17 protein-coding genes are annotated in these 16,092 nt (G+C 62.8%); 8 read left to right on the forward strand and 9 right to left on the reverse strand.

Features of this window, described 5'->3' with window-relative positions; all coding sequences use genetic code 11:
• Positions 1–105: 105 nt before the first annotated feature.
• On the forward strand, positions 106–543 hold the full coding sequence (lysM, locus tag GV002_RS13900) for a peptidoglycan-binding protein LysM (RefSeq protein WP_160018979.1): 438 nt from the start codon (positions 106–108) through the stop codon (positions 541–543).
• A 77-nt stretch (positions 544–620) separates the two neighbouring features.
• On the opposite strand, the gene yrfG is transcribed toward lysM, so the two are convergent.
• Positions 621–1,301 (reverse strand): GMP/IMP nucleotidase, encoded by a 681-nt coding sequence (gene yrfG, locus GV002_RS13905; RefSeq protein WP_160018980.1) that lies wholly within the window; start codon positions 1,299–1,301, stop codon positions 621–623.
• 312 nt (positions 1,302–1,613) lie between these two features.
• Here yrfG and nudE point away from each other — a divergent pair, with 312 nt between their 5' ends.
• Together nudE and cysQ are read left to right on the forward strand one after the other, a co-directional pair.
• On the forward strand, positions 1,614–2,180 hold the full coding sequence (gene nudE / locus GV002_RS13910; protein WP_160018981.1) for an ADP compounds hydrolase NudE: 567 nt from the start codon (positions 1,614–1,616) through the stop codon (positions 2,178–2,180).
• Positions 2,177–3,001: a 3'(2'),5'-bisphosphate nucleotidase CysQ gene (cysQ, locus tag GV002_RS13915; RefSeq protein ID WP_160018982.1), complete on the forward strand. Its 825-nt coding sequence runs from the start codon at positions 2,177–2,179 to the stop codon at positions 2,999–3,001. The genes nudE and cysQ overlap by 4 nt, the downstream gene beginning before the upstream one ends.
• 58 nt (positions 3,002–3,059) lie before the next feature.
• Here the strand turns inward: cysQ and GV002_RS13920 are convergent, their stop codons facing one another.
• The 8 genes from GV002_RS13920 to gshB all read right to left on the reverse strand — a co-directional run bounded on the left by GV002_RS13920 (position 3,060) and on the right by gshB (position 11,211).
• A complete protein-coding gene (locus tag GV002_RS13920) occupies positions 3,060–4,967 on the reverse strand; it encodes a beta-ketoacyl synthase (RefSeq protein WP_160018983.1) in 1,908 nt (635 codons plus the stop codon).
• 286 nt (positions 4,968–5,253) lie between these two features.
• On the reverse strand, positions 5,254–6,525 hold the full coding sequence (locus GV002_RS13925) for a dihydroorotase (RefSeq protein ID WP_160018984.1): 1,272 nt from the start codon (positions 6,523–6,525) through the stop codon (positions 5,254–5,256).
• The gene (locus GV002_RS13930; protein WP_017678427.1) at positions 6,525–7,532 is read right to left on the reverse strand and encodes an aspartate carbamoyltransferase catalytic subunit; all 1,008 of its coding nucleotides are present in this window, start codon (positions 7,530–7,532) and stop codon (positions 6,525–6,527) included. Before GV002_RS13930 ends, GV002_RS13925 begins: the two co-directional genes overlap by 1 nt.
• A gap of 11 nt (positions 7,533–7,543) precedes the next feature.
• Positions 7,544–8,047, reverse strand: coding sequence for a bifunctional pyr operon transcriptional regulator/uracil phosphoribosyltransferase PyrR (pyrR, locus tag GV002_RS13935; RefSeq protein WP_160018985.1), 504 nt, complete (start codon positions 8,045–8,047; stop codon positions 7,544–7,546).
• 30 nt (positions 8,048–8,077) lie between these two features.
• A complete protein-coding gene (gene ruvX, locus GV002_RS13940; protein ID WP_026088722.1) occupies positions 8,078–8,515 on the reverse strand; it encodes a Holliday junction resolvase RuvX in 438 nt (145 codons plus the stop codon).
• Positions 8,512–9,081: a YqgE/AlgH family protein gene (locus GV002_RS13945; RefSeq protein ID WP_160018986.1), complete on the reverse strand. Its 570-nt coding sequence runs from the start codon at positions 9,079–9,081 to the stop codon at positions 8,512–8,514. Before GV002_RS13945 ends, ruvX begins: the two co-directional genes overlap by 4 nt.
• Positions 9,082–9,269: 188 nt before the next feature.
• A complete protein-coding gene (locus tag GV002_RS13950; RefSeq protein WP_160018987.1) occupies positions 9,270–10,166 on the reverse strand; it encodes an energy transducer TonB in 897 nt (298 codons plus the stop codon).
• Positions 10,167–10,254: 88 nt separating this feature from the next.
• Positions 10,255–11,211, reverse strand: a complete 957-nt coding sequence (gshB, locus tag GV002_RS13955; RefSeq protein ID WP_160018988.1) for a glutathione synthase — start codon at positions 11,209–11,211, stop codon at positions 10,255–10,257.
• Between the two features lie 241 nt (positions 11,212–11,452).
• Between gshB and pilG the strand changes: the two genes are divergently transcribed.
• From pilG to GV002_RS13980, 5 genes are all read left to right on the forward strand, one after another.
• Complete coding sequence (gene pilG / locus GV002_RS13960) at positions 11,453–11,860, forward strand: twitching motility response regulator PilG (RefSeq protein WP_017678433.1); 408 nt, start codon at positions 11,453–11,455, stop codon at positions 11,858–11,860.
• Between the two features lie 46 nt (positions 11,861–11,906).
• Positions 11,907–12,272, forward strand: a complete 366-nt coding sequence (gene pilH, locus GV002_RS13965; RefSeq protein WP_160018989.1) for a twitching motility response regulator PilH — start codon at positions 11,907–11,909, stop codon at positions 12,270–12,272.
• A gap of 45 nt (positions 12,273–12,317) precedes the next feature.
• Complete coding sequence (locus GV002_RS13970) at positions 12,318–12,851, forward strand: chemotaxis protein CheW (protein WP_160018990.1); 534 nt, start codon at positions 12,318–12,320, stop codon at positions 12,849–12,851.
• 272 nt (positions 12,852–13,123) lie between these two features.
• Positions 13,124–15,160, forward strand: a complete 2,037-nt coding sequence (locus tag GV002_RS13975; protein WP_160018991.1) for a methyl-accepting chemotaxis protein — start codon at positions 13,124–13,126, stop codon at positions 15,158–15,160.
• Positions 15,161–15,220: 60 nt separating this feature from the next.
• A complete protein-coding gene (locus tag GV002_RS13980; protein WP_160018992.1) occupies positions 15,221–16,081 on the forward strand; it encodes a protein-glutamate O-methyltransferase in 861 nt (286 codons plus the stop codon).
• The last annotated feature ends 11 nt before the right edge of the window (positions 16,082–16,092 follow it).

A 16,092-nucleotide genomic window follows, 5' to 3' on the forward strand; every position in this document is an offset into this window, starting at 1 on the left:
TGCCCGGATTCTAATGCGCGAACGCTAATCAGGGGTGTTTCCTGAACTAGACTTTGGTCTCCGGGCGGTTTGCCCGGCCATTCACAAGGAACGAGAGGAATCGCCATGAGTCTGTTTGCCTTTGTCAAAGACGCCGGGGTCAAACTCTGGGAATCGCTGGTGGGTCAGGAGGCGCAGGCCGCCGAATCACTCAAGGAACACGTTACCAAGGTCGGTCTGGGTAACCCGAACATCGAAGTCAGTGTCGAGGGTGACAAGGTCATCGCCCGTGGCGAAGTGGCCAGCCAGGAAGAGAAGGAAAAGATCCTCCTGGCGCTGGGCAACGTCGCCGGTGTCGGTGAAGTCGAGGACCAGATCAGCGTGACCACGCCCGCCCCCGCAGCGCGCTTCGTCACGGTGAAGAAGGGCGACACGCTGAGCGCCATCGCCAAGGCCGAATATGGCAATGCCAATGCCTACATGAAGATATTCGAGGCCAACAAGCCGATGCTCAGTCACCCGGACAAGATCTATCCGGGGCAGGTATTGCGCATTCCCGAATAAACCTGCGCTTAAGTGCTGCGGGGGCGCTTGGCCTTGCCGGCGATCATCGTCATGCGGGATCGTCGCCAAGCCGGCTCCTACGGCGAGTGCGTCGCAGACAGCCCCTGCACCAACTCCCGGTAATCCTCCACCGCCGCGAATTCCTCGGTGTCTTTCGGCCCGGCCTGGCTGTCTGGCTGGCGCACGGCAAGCAGATGGGCGACACCGAACTGGCCGGCGCTGCGCAGGATCGGCAGGCTGTCGTCGATGAACAGGCTGCGCGCGGGGTCGAAGTCGACGTCTTGGCGCAGGGCGAACCAGAACTGTTGATCTTCCTTGGGGAAGCCATAGTCATGGGAGCTGATCAGGCGCTCGAACCAGGGCGCCAGCTCGACGCGCTCCATCTTCAGCGACAGTGAATCGCGGTGCGCGTTGGTGATCAGCACCACGCGCTTGCCCGCTTCTCGCAGGGCGCGCAGAAAGAGTTCGGCATCCGTGCGCAAGGCAATCAGGTGCGCGACCTCGCGCTTGAGCTCGCGGATCGACAACTTCAGCTCGCGGCTCCAGAAGTCGGTGCAGTACCAGTTCAGCGTACCGGCATGCTCGCGAAAAAGCGGCAGCAGTTCGGCCTGGGCCAGCGCCAGGCTGACGCCATGATGCTCGGCGTAACGCTGCGGCAGGTGGGTGAGCCAGAAGTGGTTGTCAAAATGCAGATCGAGCAGGGTGCCGTCCATATCCAGCAGGATGGTGTCGATCTGGTGCCAGGGTAATGCGGGCATGCGCGCGTCTCTGATAGGACACCTTTAAAAACTACCTGCGTTGTCATCGCTGCGTTGAAAACACGCTCGAAATGCTCATGTACAAAAGTACACTCCGCTTTCTCGCCTGTTTGATTCGCTGGCGCTCACCCTTCGGGCCAGCCTTCGGCTGTTACTCCCGTTGGTCGTTGCGCCTTGCGCTGACTGCCTCGCCTACGTTTTTAGAGGGTCCTGTGAATCTGTAGGTTGTTTTGCCTTGATGCAATCTCGGTCAGGGATAATGTGAAAAGCCGCTGTATGATAACCCGCTCGGTCCCGCCAAGGAGTTGCCTCATGCGCCAAAAACCCACGGTCCTCGCCCGCGAAATTGTCGCCAGCAGCCGTCTGTTTCGTGTCGAGGAAGTGCAGTTGCGCTTCTCCAATGGCACGGAGCGCACCTATGAGCGACTGGTTGGCAGCGGCTCCGGCTACGGCGCGGTGATGGTGGTGGCGATGCTCGATGCCGAGCACGCGGTGCTGATCGAGGAGTATTGCGGAGGCACCGACGACTATCAGCTGTCGTTGCCGAAGGGGCTGATCGAGCCGGGTGAAGACGTACTGGTGGCGGCCAATCGCGAGCTCAAGGAAGAAGCCGGTTTTGGCGCGCACGAGCTGGAGTACATCACCGAGCTGAGCCTGTCGCCCGGTTACATGAGCCAGAAGATTCAGGTGGTGCTGGCGCGCAATCTGTACGAGGAACGCCTGCCCGGTGATGAACCCGAGCCGATGCGGGTCGACCGCATCAGCCTGCGCGAGTTGTCCAGCCTGGTCCAGCACGAGCAGTTCAGTGAAGGGCGTGCCCTGGCGGCGCTGTACCTGGTGCGCGACCTGCTGACCGAGCGCGGGGAGTTCTGCCCGTGAGTCATCCTTTTATTCCTCAGGTGATCGAGCTGGTACGCGCGGCTGGCGCAGCGACCCTGCCTTACTGGCGCAGCGGTGTGGCGGTGACGGAGAAGGCCGATGCCTCGCCGGTGACCGCTGCCGACCTGGCCGCGCACCATATCCTGCTCGATGGCCTGCAGGCGCTGGCGCCGGAGGTGCCGGTGCTGTCGGAAGAGGCCGCCAATATCCCGCTGGCCGAGCGCGCTGGCTGGACGCGCTGGTGGCTGGTCGATCCGCTCGATGGCACCAAGGAATTCATCGCTGGTTCCGAAGAGTTCACGGTCAACGTCGCCTTGATCGAGCGTGGCCGCGTGGTCTTCGGCGTGGTCGGCATTCCGGCTAATGGGCGCTGCTATTACGGCGGCGCCGGCCTCGGCGCCTGGCGCAGCGAAGTACCAAGCGATGAGCAGTCGATCAGCGTACGTCTGGTGCCCGCGCAGGGCTTCACCCTGGTGGCCAGCAAGCGTCATTCAAGCCCGGCGCAGGAAACCTTGATAGCGGGTTTGGCCGCCCGTTTTGGTGAGCCGGCGCTGGCCAATATCGGCAGTTCGCTGAAGTTCTGCCTGTTGGCCGAAGGCAATGCCGACTGCTATCCGCGTCTGGCGCCCACCTCGCAGTGGGATACCGCCGCAGCGCAGGGTGTGCTGGAAGGCGCTGGGGGCGAGGTGCTGGATCTGGCCGGCGCAGCGCTCACCTACGAGGCGCGCGAATCCTTCCTCAACCCTTCTTTCCTGGCCTTGCCGGCTGCAGCCGAATGGCGTGGCGAGCTGATCGAGCTGGCGCGGGCGCTTCAATCGTAGGGCGGGTGAAACCCGCCTCGACATTGGCGGGTTGCACCCGCCCTACAGCGCAACAGGCTCAATCGAGCATATCGCTGTAGCGCGAGTCCTTCTTGAACACCAGTGGCTGCTCGAAACCCGGCACCTTCACTTCTTCGGTGGTGATGGAGATCGCCTGGTCGTCGATCATGTCGTTGCCGAAGTTGTAGATGATGTCCAGCTTGCCCTGCAGCGCCTGCTGGTCGTAGGCAGCAGCGGCGACACGGGTGCCTTCACGGCGCGCCAGGTAGGCGTCGAAGGCGGCCTGGCCATGACGCTTACGCAGCATGCGCTCGGTGACGTGCGGGGCCAGCACCAGAGCGCTGGCGTTGTTGCCGCCGAAACCCTTGGAGTTGATGAAGGCCACGTCCAGCGCCTGCTCACCCACTTTACGGTCTTCGGTGGACAGGCTCAGGTGATCCTGGTGTACGTCGCCGGCGACTGCGTCGATGGTCTTCAGGCCCGGCACGATGCCGTACTTGAAGGCGCCGAGGGCAGCAATCACCTGGTCGCCACTGGCGGTGGCCAGGGAATGGCCGACGAAGGCCTTCACCGCTGTGATCGGCCATTGTTCGATGCCGAAGGCCGCCGCGACTCGGTCTAGAATCTCCGACTCTGTGACGCGGTTGGCCGGCGTGCTGGAACCGTGGGCATGGACGAAACTGCGGTTGCGTACGGCGTCCAGGCCGAGCAGTTGTACGGCGCTGGCCACGGCCTTGGCCACGGTCAGGTAGTTGCCCGGGCCGGGAGCGGAAATGGATTTCTTGAAACCATCGGCGTTGATGAACACGTCCGGCACTGCGCCATGGATGTCGGCGCCCAGTTCCAGGGCCAGTTCGTCGTCCATCAGCACCACGAACTGGCAGGCTTCGGCCAAGGTGAAGCCGCAGTTGTCGCCGAACGGGCGGCTGGCGCGGCGGAAGTCCACTTCGCTCTTGCCCTCGATCTGGCGCAGGCCTTCTTCGGTGGCCAGCGCGCCCATGGCGCCGTAACCCTCGATGCACTCCTGGTTGATCGGCGCTTCGCTGCTGCCGACGATCACCACGCGGGCCTTGCCCGAGGTGATCTGCTCGATGCCCTTCTGCAGGTTGTAGAGGAAGGTGGCGCAGGCGCCGGTGATACTGCCGGTGGTGCCGACGCTGCCGAGCACGTAGGCATTGATGAAGTCGGCTGGCATGGTGTTCAGGCCCAGGGCCAGTTGCTTGGCGGTGACGCGGCCACCCTTCAGGCGCGACTGCATCATGCCACCGAAGCCGTTCTCGTCGAGCTGGCTCATGATGCAGCTGGCGAACACGGCGATCTCGTCTGGTGCGACATGTTGAACGATGCGCTGCCAGTCGATGCCCACCGAACGCAGGGCGTCAGTGACGCCGACGACGGTCATGGCCAGGCCGCGCGGGTGGAAGCGTGCGTTGTACAGCTCGCTCGGCTCGAAGCCGGTGGGCAACTGGCCGGCGGATTTCACCGCCAGCGGACGGTAGCTGTCGACCTTGAATTCGCAACTGTCGTGCAGGGTGACGCGTACTTCATTGCCTTCGAGTTCTTCCAACGACCAGTTCGCCGGCAGCGGCTCGGGCAGTTGCTTGCGCAGGGTGATGAAGCTCAGGCTGGCGCCATCGGTGGGGGCGACGCTGATGTTCTTCTGCCAGTGGGCAGCGTCCGGGTCCAGGTGCTGCTTCTCGAGACGGCGCACCAGGGTGCCAGCCAGGATTTCCTTGGCGTAGCGGCTTTCGATGTCGGCGAGGCTCAGCGCCTGGCCGTCCTGATCCTGGTACTGGCCATTGACCACGCGCACCAGCTTCATCATCTGCGCCAGCCCGGCCAGGGTTTCCTGACGCGCCTGGGGTTCCAGCGACTCCTGCACGGTGCGACGGAAACCATGATGGAAGGAGCTGCGCCCGGCTGCGTTGTAACCCCCAAAACCCACGATCACAGGTAAGCGCGACATAAATCAAAAGCTCCTGAACAAGGCCAGCGCGACGCCAGGCCGGCGCCTCTGGGCGCGAGCAGGGTCATAGGGCGGTGGCGTTTGGAAAATTTCGGCTGCTTAACCTGACGTGGATCATGACCGTCGAGTCACTCATTCGTCCAATGTCGTGGCGAGCGCAAGGCGTGTCGTGGGTGGGAAGGTCGTCGTTGGGACGTAGGGTGCGCCGTGCGCACCAGCTGTTGAAGACCGTGGTGCGCGTGGCATACAGGAAAGCGAGCCCGCCGGGTGGCGAGCTCGTGATGGTTCAGCCCTGGTAGCTGATATAACCATCCACCAGTGTGTAGCGCACCGCGCCGGGCAGGCAATGGCCGAGGAAGGGGCAGTTGCTGCCCTTGGAGTACCACTGCTCACCGGCGACGGTCGAGGCCCCTGCATCGAACAGCACGATATCGGCAGCGCTGCCGACGCTCAGGCTGCCGGCCGGTAGGCGCAGTGCGGCAGCCGGGCCATTGGTCAGGCGCGCCAGCAGCGTCGGCAGATCGAGCAGGCCGTCCTGCACCAGGCTCAGGGCCAGCGGCAGCAGCAACTGCACGCTGCTGATACCCGGCTCGGTCGCGGCGAAGGGCGCCAGCTTGGCGTCGCGCTCGTGCGGCTGGTGGTGGCTGGCGATGGCCGAGATCACCCCGGCCTTTACCGCGTCGCGCAGGCCGTCGCGGTCGGCACGCGAGCGCAGCGGCGGTTGCACGTGATAGAGGCTGGAGAAGTCGATCAGCGCCTCGTCGGTGAGGATCAGCTGGTACAGCGCCACATCGGCCGTCACTGGCAGACCACGGGCCTGGGCATTGGCGATCAGTTCGGCGCCGCGGGCGCTGGTGATCTGGCTGAAGTGCGCGCGCACGCCGCTCTGTTCCACCAGCAGCAGGTCTCGGGCCAGGGCCACGGTTTCGGCGGTTTCCGGTATGCCGGCCAGGCCGAGGAAGCTGGCGGTCGGGCCTTCATGGGCCAGGCCGCCTTCGGCCAGATCAAAGTCCTGCGAGTGGAAGATCACCTGCAGGTCGAAGGTGGCCGCATATTCCAGCGCGCGGCGCAGGGTGCGGCTGCTGCGGAAGTTGTCCAGGCCGTTGCCGAAGGCCACGCAACCGGCGTCGCGCAGGGCGACAAGTTCGGCGAGCTGCTCGCCGGCCAGGCCTTTGCTCAGTGCGCCAATGGGGAAGACCTTGGTGTGCCCGGCTTCACGAGCACGGTCGAGGATCAGCTCGGCCACGGCCGAGGTATCCAGTACTGGCTTGGTGAACGGCGGGCAGCACAGGCTGGTGACACCTCCGGCTGCTGCGGCCAGGGTTTCCGTGGCGATGCTGCCTTTGCGGCTATAGCCGGGCTCGCGCAGGGCCACCGACAGGTCGACCAGGCCGGGCGCAGCGATCAGGCCTTGAGCGTCGAGGCTCTTTTCGCTGACGTAGCCAGTGGGCGCCTGACCAGTGGCGACCAGCTTGCCGCCATCTATATAGAGGTCGGTGACCTGATCCAGACCGCTGGCCGGGTCGATCACCCGGGCACCGAGGATTGCAGTACGCATCAGTTGGCCTCCTCGGCGTTGAGTTGACGTTGGGCGTTCTGCCCGCTCATGGCCATCGAGAGCACGGCCATGCGGATGGCGATGCCGTAGGTGACCTGGTTGAGGATTACCGACTGCGGGCCATCGGCGACCGCCGACTCGATCTCCACGCCACGGTTGATCGGGCCCGGGTGCATCACCAGGGCATCCGGCTTGGCCAGCTTGAGGCGTTGCTCGGTGAGGCCGAACAGGCGGTAGAACTCGCCCTCGCTGGGCAGCAGGCCGCCCTGCATGCGCTCGCGTTGCAGGCGTAGCATGATCACCACGTCGACGTCCTTGAGGCCTTCGTTGGCGTCGCTGAACACGCGCACGCCGTAGCTTTGTTCCAGGCCGATGGGCAGCAGGGTCTTCGGTGCGATCACGCGGATATCCGGGCAGCCCAGGGTTTTCAGCGCCAGCATGTTCGAGCGCGCCACCCGCGAGTGCAGGATGTCGCCGACGATGGCCACCGACAGATTCTCGAAGTCGCCCTTGTGCCGGCGAATGGTGAGCATGTCGAGCATGCCCTGGGTCGGGTGCGCGTGACGGCCGTCGCCGCCGTTGATGATCGCCAGGTTCGGACACACGTGCTCGGCGATGAAGTGCGCGGCGCCGGAGTCGGCATGGCGCACGACGAAGATGTCGGCGGCCATGGCCTCGAGGTTGCGCAGGGTGTCGAACAGCGTCTCGCCCTTGCTGGTGGAGCTGGTCGAGACGTTGAGGCTGATGACGTCGGCCGACAGGCGCTGGGCGGCCAACTCGAAGGTGGTGCGGGTGCGCGTGGAGTTCTCGAAGAACACGTTGCACACGGTTTTGCCGCGCAGCAGCGGGACTTTCTTCACCGCGCGCGCGCCGACTTCGAGGAAGGAGTCGGCGGTGTCGAGGATTTCGGTCAACAGCTCGCGGGGCAGGCCGTCGAGTGAGAGGAAGTGGCGCAGCTGACCTTGGTCGTTCAGTTGCAGCGGGCGCTTGGCGGCGAGTGGCGTCATCGCGGAGAGTCTCAGTTGTCGAGCGTCTGGAGTTCAAGGGTCAGCGGCGTGGGGCCGGACAATTTTACCCGCTCGTTGGTCGCCAGCGACAGGGTGGCACCGACCACGTCGGGGCGGATCGGCAGTTCGCGGGCGTTGAGGTCGAGCAGGCTGACCAGGGTCACACTGGCCGGGCGGCCGTAATCGAACAGTTCGTTCAGCGCGGCGCGAATGGTGCGCCCGCTCATCAGCACGTCGTCGATCAGCACCAGGTGCTGGCCTTCGATCTCGAACGGCAGTTCGGAGGGTTGCACTTGAGGATGCAGGCCGTTCTGCGTGAAATCGTCGCGGTAGAAAGACACGTCGAGGATGCCCAGTGCGTCATCGCGCCCCAGGGCTTGCAGCAGGGCTTGGGCAACCCAGACGCCGCCGGTACGGATGCCGATGAAGCGCGGCTCGCTGATCTGGCGTTGGTTCAGATGCTGGGTCAGGGCGCTGGCCATGGCCGGTAGCAGGTCGTTGGGGTTGGGTAGCATGGCGAAACTCCTTGATGCGGGCTGAGTCGCTCAGCCCGGACAGTTTTCCTCTAGCCAGCCCTGAAGGAGCAGAGCTGCGGCAATGGCATCGACCGGGCGCTCGCGATAGCCGCCACTCTGGCCTTCGCGCAGGCGTTGGCCTTTGGCCTCGAAGGTGGTCAGGCGTTCGTCGTGGGTGTAGGCCGGCAGGTTGAAGCGGCCGTTGAGGCGGCGGGCGAATTTCTCGGCGCGGGCGCTCATTTCGCTGGGCGTGCCGTCCATGTTCAGCGGCAGGCCGACCACCACGGCGTCCGGCTGCCACTCCTTGATCAGCGCTTCGACGCGGTTCCAGTCCGGTACGCCGTTCTGCGCCTTTAGCACGCACAGCTCACGGGCCTGGCCGGTGATCACCTGGCCGACGGCGACGCCGATCTGCTTGGTGCCATAGTCGAAACCCAGTAGCAGGCGCAGTGGCTTGTCGCTCATCAGGCGTGCCCGACCTGCGAGGTCAGCAGACTGAGGTTGACACCGAGGCGTGCGGCTGCGGCGTTTAGCCGCTGGTCGAACGGCAGGTCGAACAGAATGCTGCTGTCGGCGGGGCAGGTCAGCCAGGCGTTGTCGGTCAGTTCGGCCTCCAGTTGCCCGGCATCCCAGCCGGCGTAGCCGAGGGTGATCAGGTAGCGATCCGGGCCGCTGCCGTCGGCAATGGCGAACAATACGTCCTGCGAGGTGGAAAGGCCCAGCTCGCCCAGCTCCAGGGTTGCCTGGAACTGCGGGCCAGCGGGGTGCAGGACGAAGCCGCGATCAGTCTGTACCGGGCCGCCGGCGAAGATCGGCAGGCTGTGGCACAGCGCCGCAGGTTCTTCGTCGGGGCGCAGTTGTTCGAGCACATCCGCCAGATTCAGGCCGTTAGGTTTGTTGATCACCAGGCCCATTGCGCCCTGCTCGTTGTGTTCGACCAGGTAGGTGACGGTCTGTGCAAAGTGCGGATCGGCCATGTGCGGCATGGCAATCAGGAAGTGGTGCTTGAGCGAGGTGGGGGCTGAAATCTTCATGGCGTCTAGTTTGGAGCCACAAGCCTCAGGCTACAAGCCGCAAGACGTGGGAGGATGGCTGCTGGTTATGCGTCATCCTGTAGGGTGCGCCGTGCGTACCGACCAGCACGTAGCCCGGATGAAATCCGGGAGCGGTGGTGAAACTCCCGGATTTCATCCGGGCTACGGTAAAAAGCGATGTTGCCGGGCTAGTTGCTCGACAGCCGGTCACCGCGCTCGAAGCGCCAGGTGCGGATGATTTCAAGGCGGTCGATGTCGGCCAGGTCGCCGGTGAAGGGCGCATAGGGCGCGGCCAGGCGCACGATGCGTTGTGCGGCCTGGTCCAGCACGGCATGGCCGGAAGATTCCAGCACCTGTACCTCGTACAGCGAGCCATCACGGTTGATTGATACCAGGAGGCGCAGGCTGCCGTATATACGTTGACGACGGGCATCGTCGGGGTAATTGAGGTTGCCGATGCGTTCGACCTTCTTGCGCCATTCGTCCTTGTACCAGGCACCCTTGTCGCGCATGGTCGAGGCGGCATTGAGGCGGTGGATCTTCGGGCGCTTGGCGTACTGCTGAACTTCCTGGGCCAATTCGGCTTCCAGGCTGGCGATCTCGGCAGACAGCTGAGCGGAGTCGAACACGGGGGCAGGCCGGGTTTGCGGAACCGGTTTGGTCTCTTCGCGTTTGACCGGGGTTTTCTGCTGCTGCGGCGCGCGTGTGGCAACCGCGGCCTTGGGCGCTTCCTGCCTGGTGGCGGGCTGCTGCGGGGTGGCGGGTGGTGTGACCTTGCGCACCTCGCTGTCCTGGAAGGGCGCCTGCTCGGTGGTCTTGGGTGCTGCGGCGTGTTCCAGCGTGCCGCTGCCCTGCTGGTTGTCCTGCGCCAGGAAATCCGCTTCCTTGGGCTTCTCTTCACTCTTGAATGTGGACAGGGTGATTTCCAGCGTCTTGCTGATTTCCGGCGGCGACTCAAGGGTGAAACCGACGCCGAGGATCAGTGCCGCGTGCAGTGCTGCCGCGAGAAACAGGGTGAATCCCAGGCGGTCCGCCGGTCGGGCGTTGGCGGAGGAAGTGGTCGGTGGGGAGGCTGCTGCGTTCATCGCGTTTCGGGTCTGCTTTCGAATGTCGCGCAGTCTGCCGGGTAGCAGTAGGCGCCTGCAAGTTGCGGGCGCCAGGCTGCCACCTGCGTCAAGCTTTTAACCCGCGTTTGCGTGCAATGCAGTCCATCAGCTGTTCGCCGATACGAGTGTCGAACGCGGCATCTATCTCGCGGATGCAGGTCGGGCTGGTGACATTGATTTCTGTCAGATGATCACCAATCACGTCGAGTCCGACGAAGATCAGTCCTTTTTCGCGCAGGGTAGGCCCGACTGCTGCGGCAATTTCGCGATCACGTTCGGTCAGTGGTCGCGCCTCGCCACGGCCGCCTGCGGCCAGGTTGCCGCGGGTCTCTCCGGCCGCCGGAATACGCGCCAGGCAATAGGGCACCGGTTCCCCGTCTATCATCAGGATGCGTTTGTCGCCGTCCTTGATCGCCGGCAGGTAGGCCTGCGCCATGATCTGCTGGTGGCCATGCAAGGTGAGGGTTTCCAGAATCACCGAGAGATTGGGGTCACCCTCGCGGTGGCGAAATATCTGCGATCCGCCCATGCCATCAAGGGGTTTGAGAATGATGTCACGGTGCTCATGGGCAAACTGGCGCACAATGTCGGGACGCCGGCTTACCAGAGTCGCTGGTGTGTATTGGGGAAACTGGGTGGCGAAAAACTTTTCATTGCAGTCGCGCAGACTCTGCGGCCGATTGACCACCAGTACGCCGTCTCGCTCCGCTTGCTCGAGCAGGTAGGTGGAGTAGACGAATTCGTTATCGAAGGGCGGGTCCTTGCGCATCAGGATGACGTCCAGCTCGGCGAGCGGCGTGTCCTGTTCCGTACCAAGGGTGAACCAGCGCTGTGGATCGTTGAACACTTCCAGAGAACGCAGGCGGGCACGGGCCTGGCCGCGAACCTGATAGAGATCCTGCTGCTCCATGTAGAACAGCGACCAGCCGCGTGCTTGAGCGGCCAGCAACATGGCCAGCGAGCTGTCCTTCTTGAAGGAGATGCCGGCAATAGGATCCATGACGATCCCGAGACGAAGGCTCATGGGGGGTAAACTCCGTGAGATAAGGGCGAAGGCCGGGTTGGCCGCGCCGAACGATGGCTATCAGGGTGGCGCCGGCCGGGCCGCGTGGTCAAGGGCGGAGCTGCCCCGGCAGGCTTATAGATTGCATCTGGAGAGTGTGCTAAAAAGGCCCGACGATTGGGTCAAGCCCCATCGAAGACTGGGCCTCAGGCATACTGATAACACGAATATAACGACTCACCGAGGCGATGGTAGGGCGAACATGGAACAGCATACCGAGGGTTTGAAAGTGATGGTGATCGACGATTCGAAAACGATTCGTCGCACCGCTGAAACTCTGCTGAAAAAAGTGGGTTGTGATGTCATCACTGCGGTCGATGGCTTCGATGCCCTGGCCAAGATTGCCGACACGCATCCCAGCATTATCTTTGTCGACATCATGATGCCGCGTCTCGATGGGTATCAGACCTGTGCCCTGATCAAGAACAACAGTGCTTTCAAGTCCACGCCAGTGATCATGCTGTCCTCCAAGGACGGTCTGTTCGACAAGGCCAAGGGGCGTATCGTCGGTTCCGATCAGTACCTGACCAAGCCTTTCAGCAAGGAAGAGCTGCTCGGTGCCATCAAGGCTCACGTGCCCGACTTCACCCCAGTGGAACAAGCCTCCTGACGTTCCGGCCTGAGCGCCGCACGCCACTTCTGTATTGGGAAACACCATGGCTCGAATTCTGATTGTTGATGACTCCCCGACCGAGATGTACAAGCTGACCGCCATGCTGGAAAAACATGGGCATCAGGTACTGAAGGCGGAAAACGGCGCCGATGGCGTGGCTCTGGCTCGCCAGGAAAAACCCGACGCGGTGCTGATGGATATCGTCATGCCAGGCCTCAATGGCTTTCAGGCGACCCGTCAGCTGACCAAAGACGCCGAGACCAGCCATATCCCGGTGATCATCGTCACCACCAAGGATCAGGAAACCGACAAGGTCTGGGGCAAGCGCCAGGGCGCCAAGGATTACCTGACCAAGCCGATCGACGAAGAAACCTTGCTGAAGACTCTCAATGCGGTACTGGCCGGCTGATGCCGTGCTGTCCGCTTACTAGATAAAAAGAAGGCCAAGGCTGGCATGTCCGTGCAGACTCCTTTCCAGATTCTCCTTGAGATTGATCAGCGTTGCCGGGTCTTGGCGGCTGGCCTGCCGTCGCAGCAGGCGGCGGTACAGAGTTGGAGCGGTATCGGCTTTCGCATGGGCGAGCGATTCTTCGTAGCGCCGATGGGGGAAGTGGGAGAGGTGCTGCACGAGCCGCGCTACACCCTGCTGCCGGGTGTGAAGGGTTGGGTCAAAGGGGTGGCCAACGTGCGTGGCCGCCTGCTGCCGATCATGGACCTGTGCGGGTTCTTCGGTAATGAACTGTCGCCGCTGCGCAAGCTGCGGCGAGTGCTGGTGGTCGACCACCAGGAAATCTTCGCTGGCCTTACGGTCGACGAGGTTTTCGGTATGCAACATTTTCCGGTGGATGCATTTTCAGAACAACTGCCGCCTCTCGAGGCGAGCATTGCGCCGTTTATCCACGGAGTCTTTCAACGAGAACAACCCTGGTTGGTGTTCAGCCCTCATGCGCTGGCAATCGATCAGGTCTTTCTCGATGTCGCTTATTAGCAGGCCGTTGAAAAAAGTGTAGGCAACGACTGCATGGATGCAGAAGGTAGGGTGAAGCAGGAAGCCCGAGTCGATGCAGGCAAGACAAGGCGAAAGCGGTCGAAAAGCGTAATTTACGACTGTAAATGAGCATTTCGAGGACGCTTTCAACGCAGTGTTGCCAACGCAGGTAGTTTTTAAAGAGCCTGTGGATTTTCGGTTGGGTCGGTTCTTCCGACCCTTTGGCGTTACATGGGAACCGTAGTGCGGTCGGTCCAGGCGGGGGCCAGAAAATGAAAAAATTCAATGCAGGTAATTTGTTGGTCGGAGCACGCAGCAGCACGCTGATCGCGTCGCTGTTCGTCGTGCTCATCGTCTCCATCGTGCTGTTGTTCGCGAACTTCGCCTACATCAATACCCAGTCCAACTACGATACCGAGTACATCAGTCACTCCGGTGAACTGCGCGTACTGTCCCAGCGTATCGCCAAGAACGCCACGGAAGCGGCGGCAGGTACTGCCGAAGCCTTCGGTCTGTTGCGTGATGCGCGCAACGACTTCCAGCAGCGCTGGGGTTACCTGACCGATGGTGATGCCAGCAGCGGTTTGCCGCCGGCGCCCGAGGCGGTGCAGGCACAGATGGCTGCGGTGCAGCAGGACTGGGACGGCCTGCGGCAAAACACCGACGCCATTCTCGCCAGTGAGCAGACGGTACTGTCGCTGCACCAGGTAGCCGCCACCCTGGCGGAAACCATCCCGCAGCTGCAGGTCGAGTACGAGGAAGTGGTCGACATCCTGCTGGAAAGCGGTGCACCGGCTGCCCAGGTTTCTGTGGCCCAGCGTCAGTCGCTGCTGGCCGAACGTATCCTTGGTTCGGTGAACAAGGTGCTGGCGGGTGACGAAGACTCGGTGCAGGCCGCCGACATGTTCGGTCGTGACGCCAGCCTGTTCGGTCGTGTACTGGCGGCGATGCTCGAGGGCAACGCAGCGATGGAAATCAGCCAGGTAACCGACGAGGAAGCCCTCGAGCGTCTGGCCGAGATTTCCGAACTGTTCGAATTCGTATCCGGCTCGGTGGACGAGATTCTCGAGACCTCGCCGGAACTGTTCCAGGTGCGTGAGTCGGCGAACTCCATCTTCACCGTGTCGCAGACCCTGCTGGACAAGGCCTCCGAGCTGGCTGGCGGCTTCGAAGACCTGGCCTCGGGCCGTGCCATCAACACTCTGTTCGGTTACGTGCTGGGTGCCCTGGCACTGGGCTCGATCATCCTCATCGGTCTGGTGATGGTGCGTGAGACCAACCGTCGTCTGGCCGAGACTGCCGAGAAGAACGAACGTAACCAGGCGGCGATTCTGCGTCTGCTCGACGAAATCGCCGACCTCGCAGACGGTGACCTGACCGTGGCCGCGACGGTAACCGAAGACTTCACCGGTGCCATCGCCGACTCCATCAACTACTCCATCGACCAGCTGCGTGACCTGGTAGCCACCATCAACCTGACCGCCGTTCAGGTAGCCGGTGCTGCCCAGGAAACCCAGGCCACGGCGATGCACCTGGCCGAAGCGTCCGAGCACCAGGCGCAGGAAATTGCTGGCGCCTCCGCAGCGATCAACGAGATGGCCGTGTCGATTGACCAGGTATCGGCGAACGCCTCGGAATCCTCCGCGGTAGCGGAACGTTCCGTAGCCATCGCCAACAAGGGCAACGAAGTCGTACACAACACCATCACCGGCATGGATAACATCCGTGAGCAGATCCAGGACACCTCGAAGCGGATCAAACGCCTCGGTGAATCGTCCCAGGAGATCGGTGACATCGTTAGTCTGATCAACGACATTGCCGACCAGACCAACATCCTCGCACTGAACGCGGCGATCCAGGCCTCCATGGCTGGTGATGCTGGCCGTGGCTTCGCCGTGGTAGCGGACGAGGTACAACGCCTCGCAGAACGTTCTTCGGCGGCGACCAAGCAGATCGAGGCGCTGGTGAAAACCATTCAGACCGACACCAACGAAGCCGTTATCTCCATGGAGCAGACGACTTCCGAAGTTGTGCGCGGTGCTCGCCTGGCGCAGGACGCCGGTGTGGCACTGGAAGAGATCGAGAAGGTATCGAAAACCCTCGCGGCCCTCATCCAGAACATTTCCAACGCCGCCCGTCAGCAGGCCTCTTCAGCCGGCCACATTTCCAACACCATGAACGTGATCCAGGAGATCACTTCGCAGACGTCCTCGGGTACCACCGCCACCGCCAAGAGCATTGGTAACCTGGCCAAGATGGCCAGCGAGATGCGCAAGTCGGTGTCCGGCTTCACCCTGCCAGACGCCTGATAAAGGAGTGCGGAGGCTGGCGGCAGCCTTCGCTACACAGCCATGACTCAGGGCGAAGGTATGCAGTCAGCGGGCGTTTGGGCATTGCGCCCGGTGGCCGATATGTCGCAAGCCGATTTTCACGACTGGCAGACGCTGCTCGAAGCGCGTACCGGTGTGGTGATCAGCGAGCAGCGGCGCGCTTTTTTGCAGACCAACCTGAGTGCGCGCATGCGCGAACTGGGCGTCACGGATTACGCCAGCTATTACCGTCAGGTCACCGATGGCCCGCGTGGCGCGGTGGAGTGGTCGACCCTGCTGGATCGTCTGACCGTGCAGGAAACCCGCTTCTTCCGTCACCTGCCTTCCTTCGAGGTGCTCTCGCAGTATCTGCAGGAGCGTCTGGCGGCTGGCCTGGGTAAGCCCTGGGAATTGTGGAGCGTGGGTTGCTCCAGTGGTGAGGAGCCTTATTCGCTGGCGATTCAGGCTGCGGAGGTTCTTCAAGGCAGCGAGTTGCCCGAGCATTTCGCGGTGACCGGTACGGATATCAGCCAGGGCGCACTGGGCAAGGCACGCGAGGCGTGCTACTCGGCGCGACGCCTGGAGCAGGTGAATGACGAGCTGCGCGAGCGCTATTTTCTCGCCCAGGCCGATGGACGCTTCAAGGTAGTACCGAGCCTGGCAGCACGTGTGTGCTGCGCCAAGCTCAATGTGTTGGAACTGGCCAAGGCGCCGATGTCCGGCATGGATGTGATTTTCTGTCAGAACTTGCTGATCTATTTCCGCCGCTGGCGTCGCCGCGACATCCTCAATCGCCTGGCCGAAAGCCTGGCGCCGGGTGGCCTGCTGGTCGTGGGTGTGGGCGAGGTAGCCGGTTGGCAGCACCCGCAACTGGTGCCGGTGGCCGACGAGCGAGTTCTGGCGTTTACCCGCAAGGGATAAGGCCAAGTTTA

Origin of the sequence: Pseudomonas sp. 8O, from assembly GCF_902506495.1 — a bacterium.
GTDB lineage: Bacteria > Pseudomonadota > Gammaproteobacteria > Pseudomonadales > Pseudomonadaceae > Aquipseudomonas > Aquipseudomonas chaetocerotis.

Coding starts and splice junctions, on each gene's coding strand:
- gshB (WP_160018988.1), bottom strand. CDS start 11,211: ATGAGCCTTCGTCTCGGGATCGTCATGGATCCTATTGCCGGCATCTCC.
- nudE (WP_160018981.1), top strand. CDS start 1,614: ATGCGCCAAAAACCCACGGTCCTCGCCCGCGAAATTGTCGCCAGCAGC.
- GV002_RS13945 (WP_160018986.1), bottom strand. CDS start 9,081: ATGAAGATTTCAGCCCCCACCTCGCTCAAGCACCACTTCCTGATTGCC.
- GV002_RS13980 (WP_160018992.1), top strand. CDS start 15,221: ATGCAGTCAGCGGGCGTTTGGGCATTGCGCCCGGTGGCCGATATGTCG.
- pilH (WP_160018989.1), top strand. CDS start 11,907: ATGGCTCGAATTCTGATTGTTGATGACTCCCCGACCGAGATGTACAAG.
- GV002_RS13920 (WP_160018983.1), bottom strand. CDS start 4,967: ATGTCGCGCTTACCTGTGATCGTGGGTTTTGGGGGTTACAACGCAGCC.
- GV002_RS13930 (WP_017678427.1), bottom strand. CDS start 7,532: ATGACGCCACTCGCCGCCAAGCGCCCGCTGCAACTGAACGACCAAGGT.
- GV002_RS13975 (WP_160018991.1), top strand. CDS start 13,124: ATGAAAAAATTCAATGCAGGTAATTTGTTGGTCGGAGCACGCAGCAGC.
- yrfG (WP_160018980.1), bottom strand. CDS start 1,301: ATGCCCGCATTACCCTGGCACCAGATCGACACCATCCTGCTGGATATG.
- pyrR (WP_160018985.1), bottom strand. CDS start 8,047: ATGCTACCCAACCCCAACGACCTGCTACCGGCCATGGCCAGCGCCCTG.
- GV002_RS13925 (WP_160018984.1), bottom strand. CDS start 6,525: ATGCGTACTGCAATCCTCGGTGCCCGGGTGATCGACCCGGCCAGCGGT.
- GV002_RS13970 (WP_160018990.1), top strand. CDS start 12,318: ATGTCCGTGCAGACTCCTTTCCAGATTCTCCTTGAGATTGATCAGCGT.
- pilG (WP_017678433.1), top strand. CDS start 11,453: ATGGAACAGCATACCGAGGGTTTGAAAGTGATGGTGATCGACGATTCG.
- GV002_RS13950 (WP_160018987.1), bottom strand. CDS start 10,166: ATGAACGCAGCAGCCTCCCCACCGACCACTTCCTCCGCCAACGCCCGA.
- lysM (WP_160018979.1), top strand. CDS start 106: ATGAGTCTGTTTGCCTTTGTCAAAGACGCCGGGGTCAAACTCTGGGAA.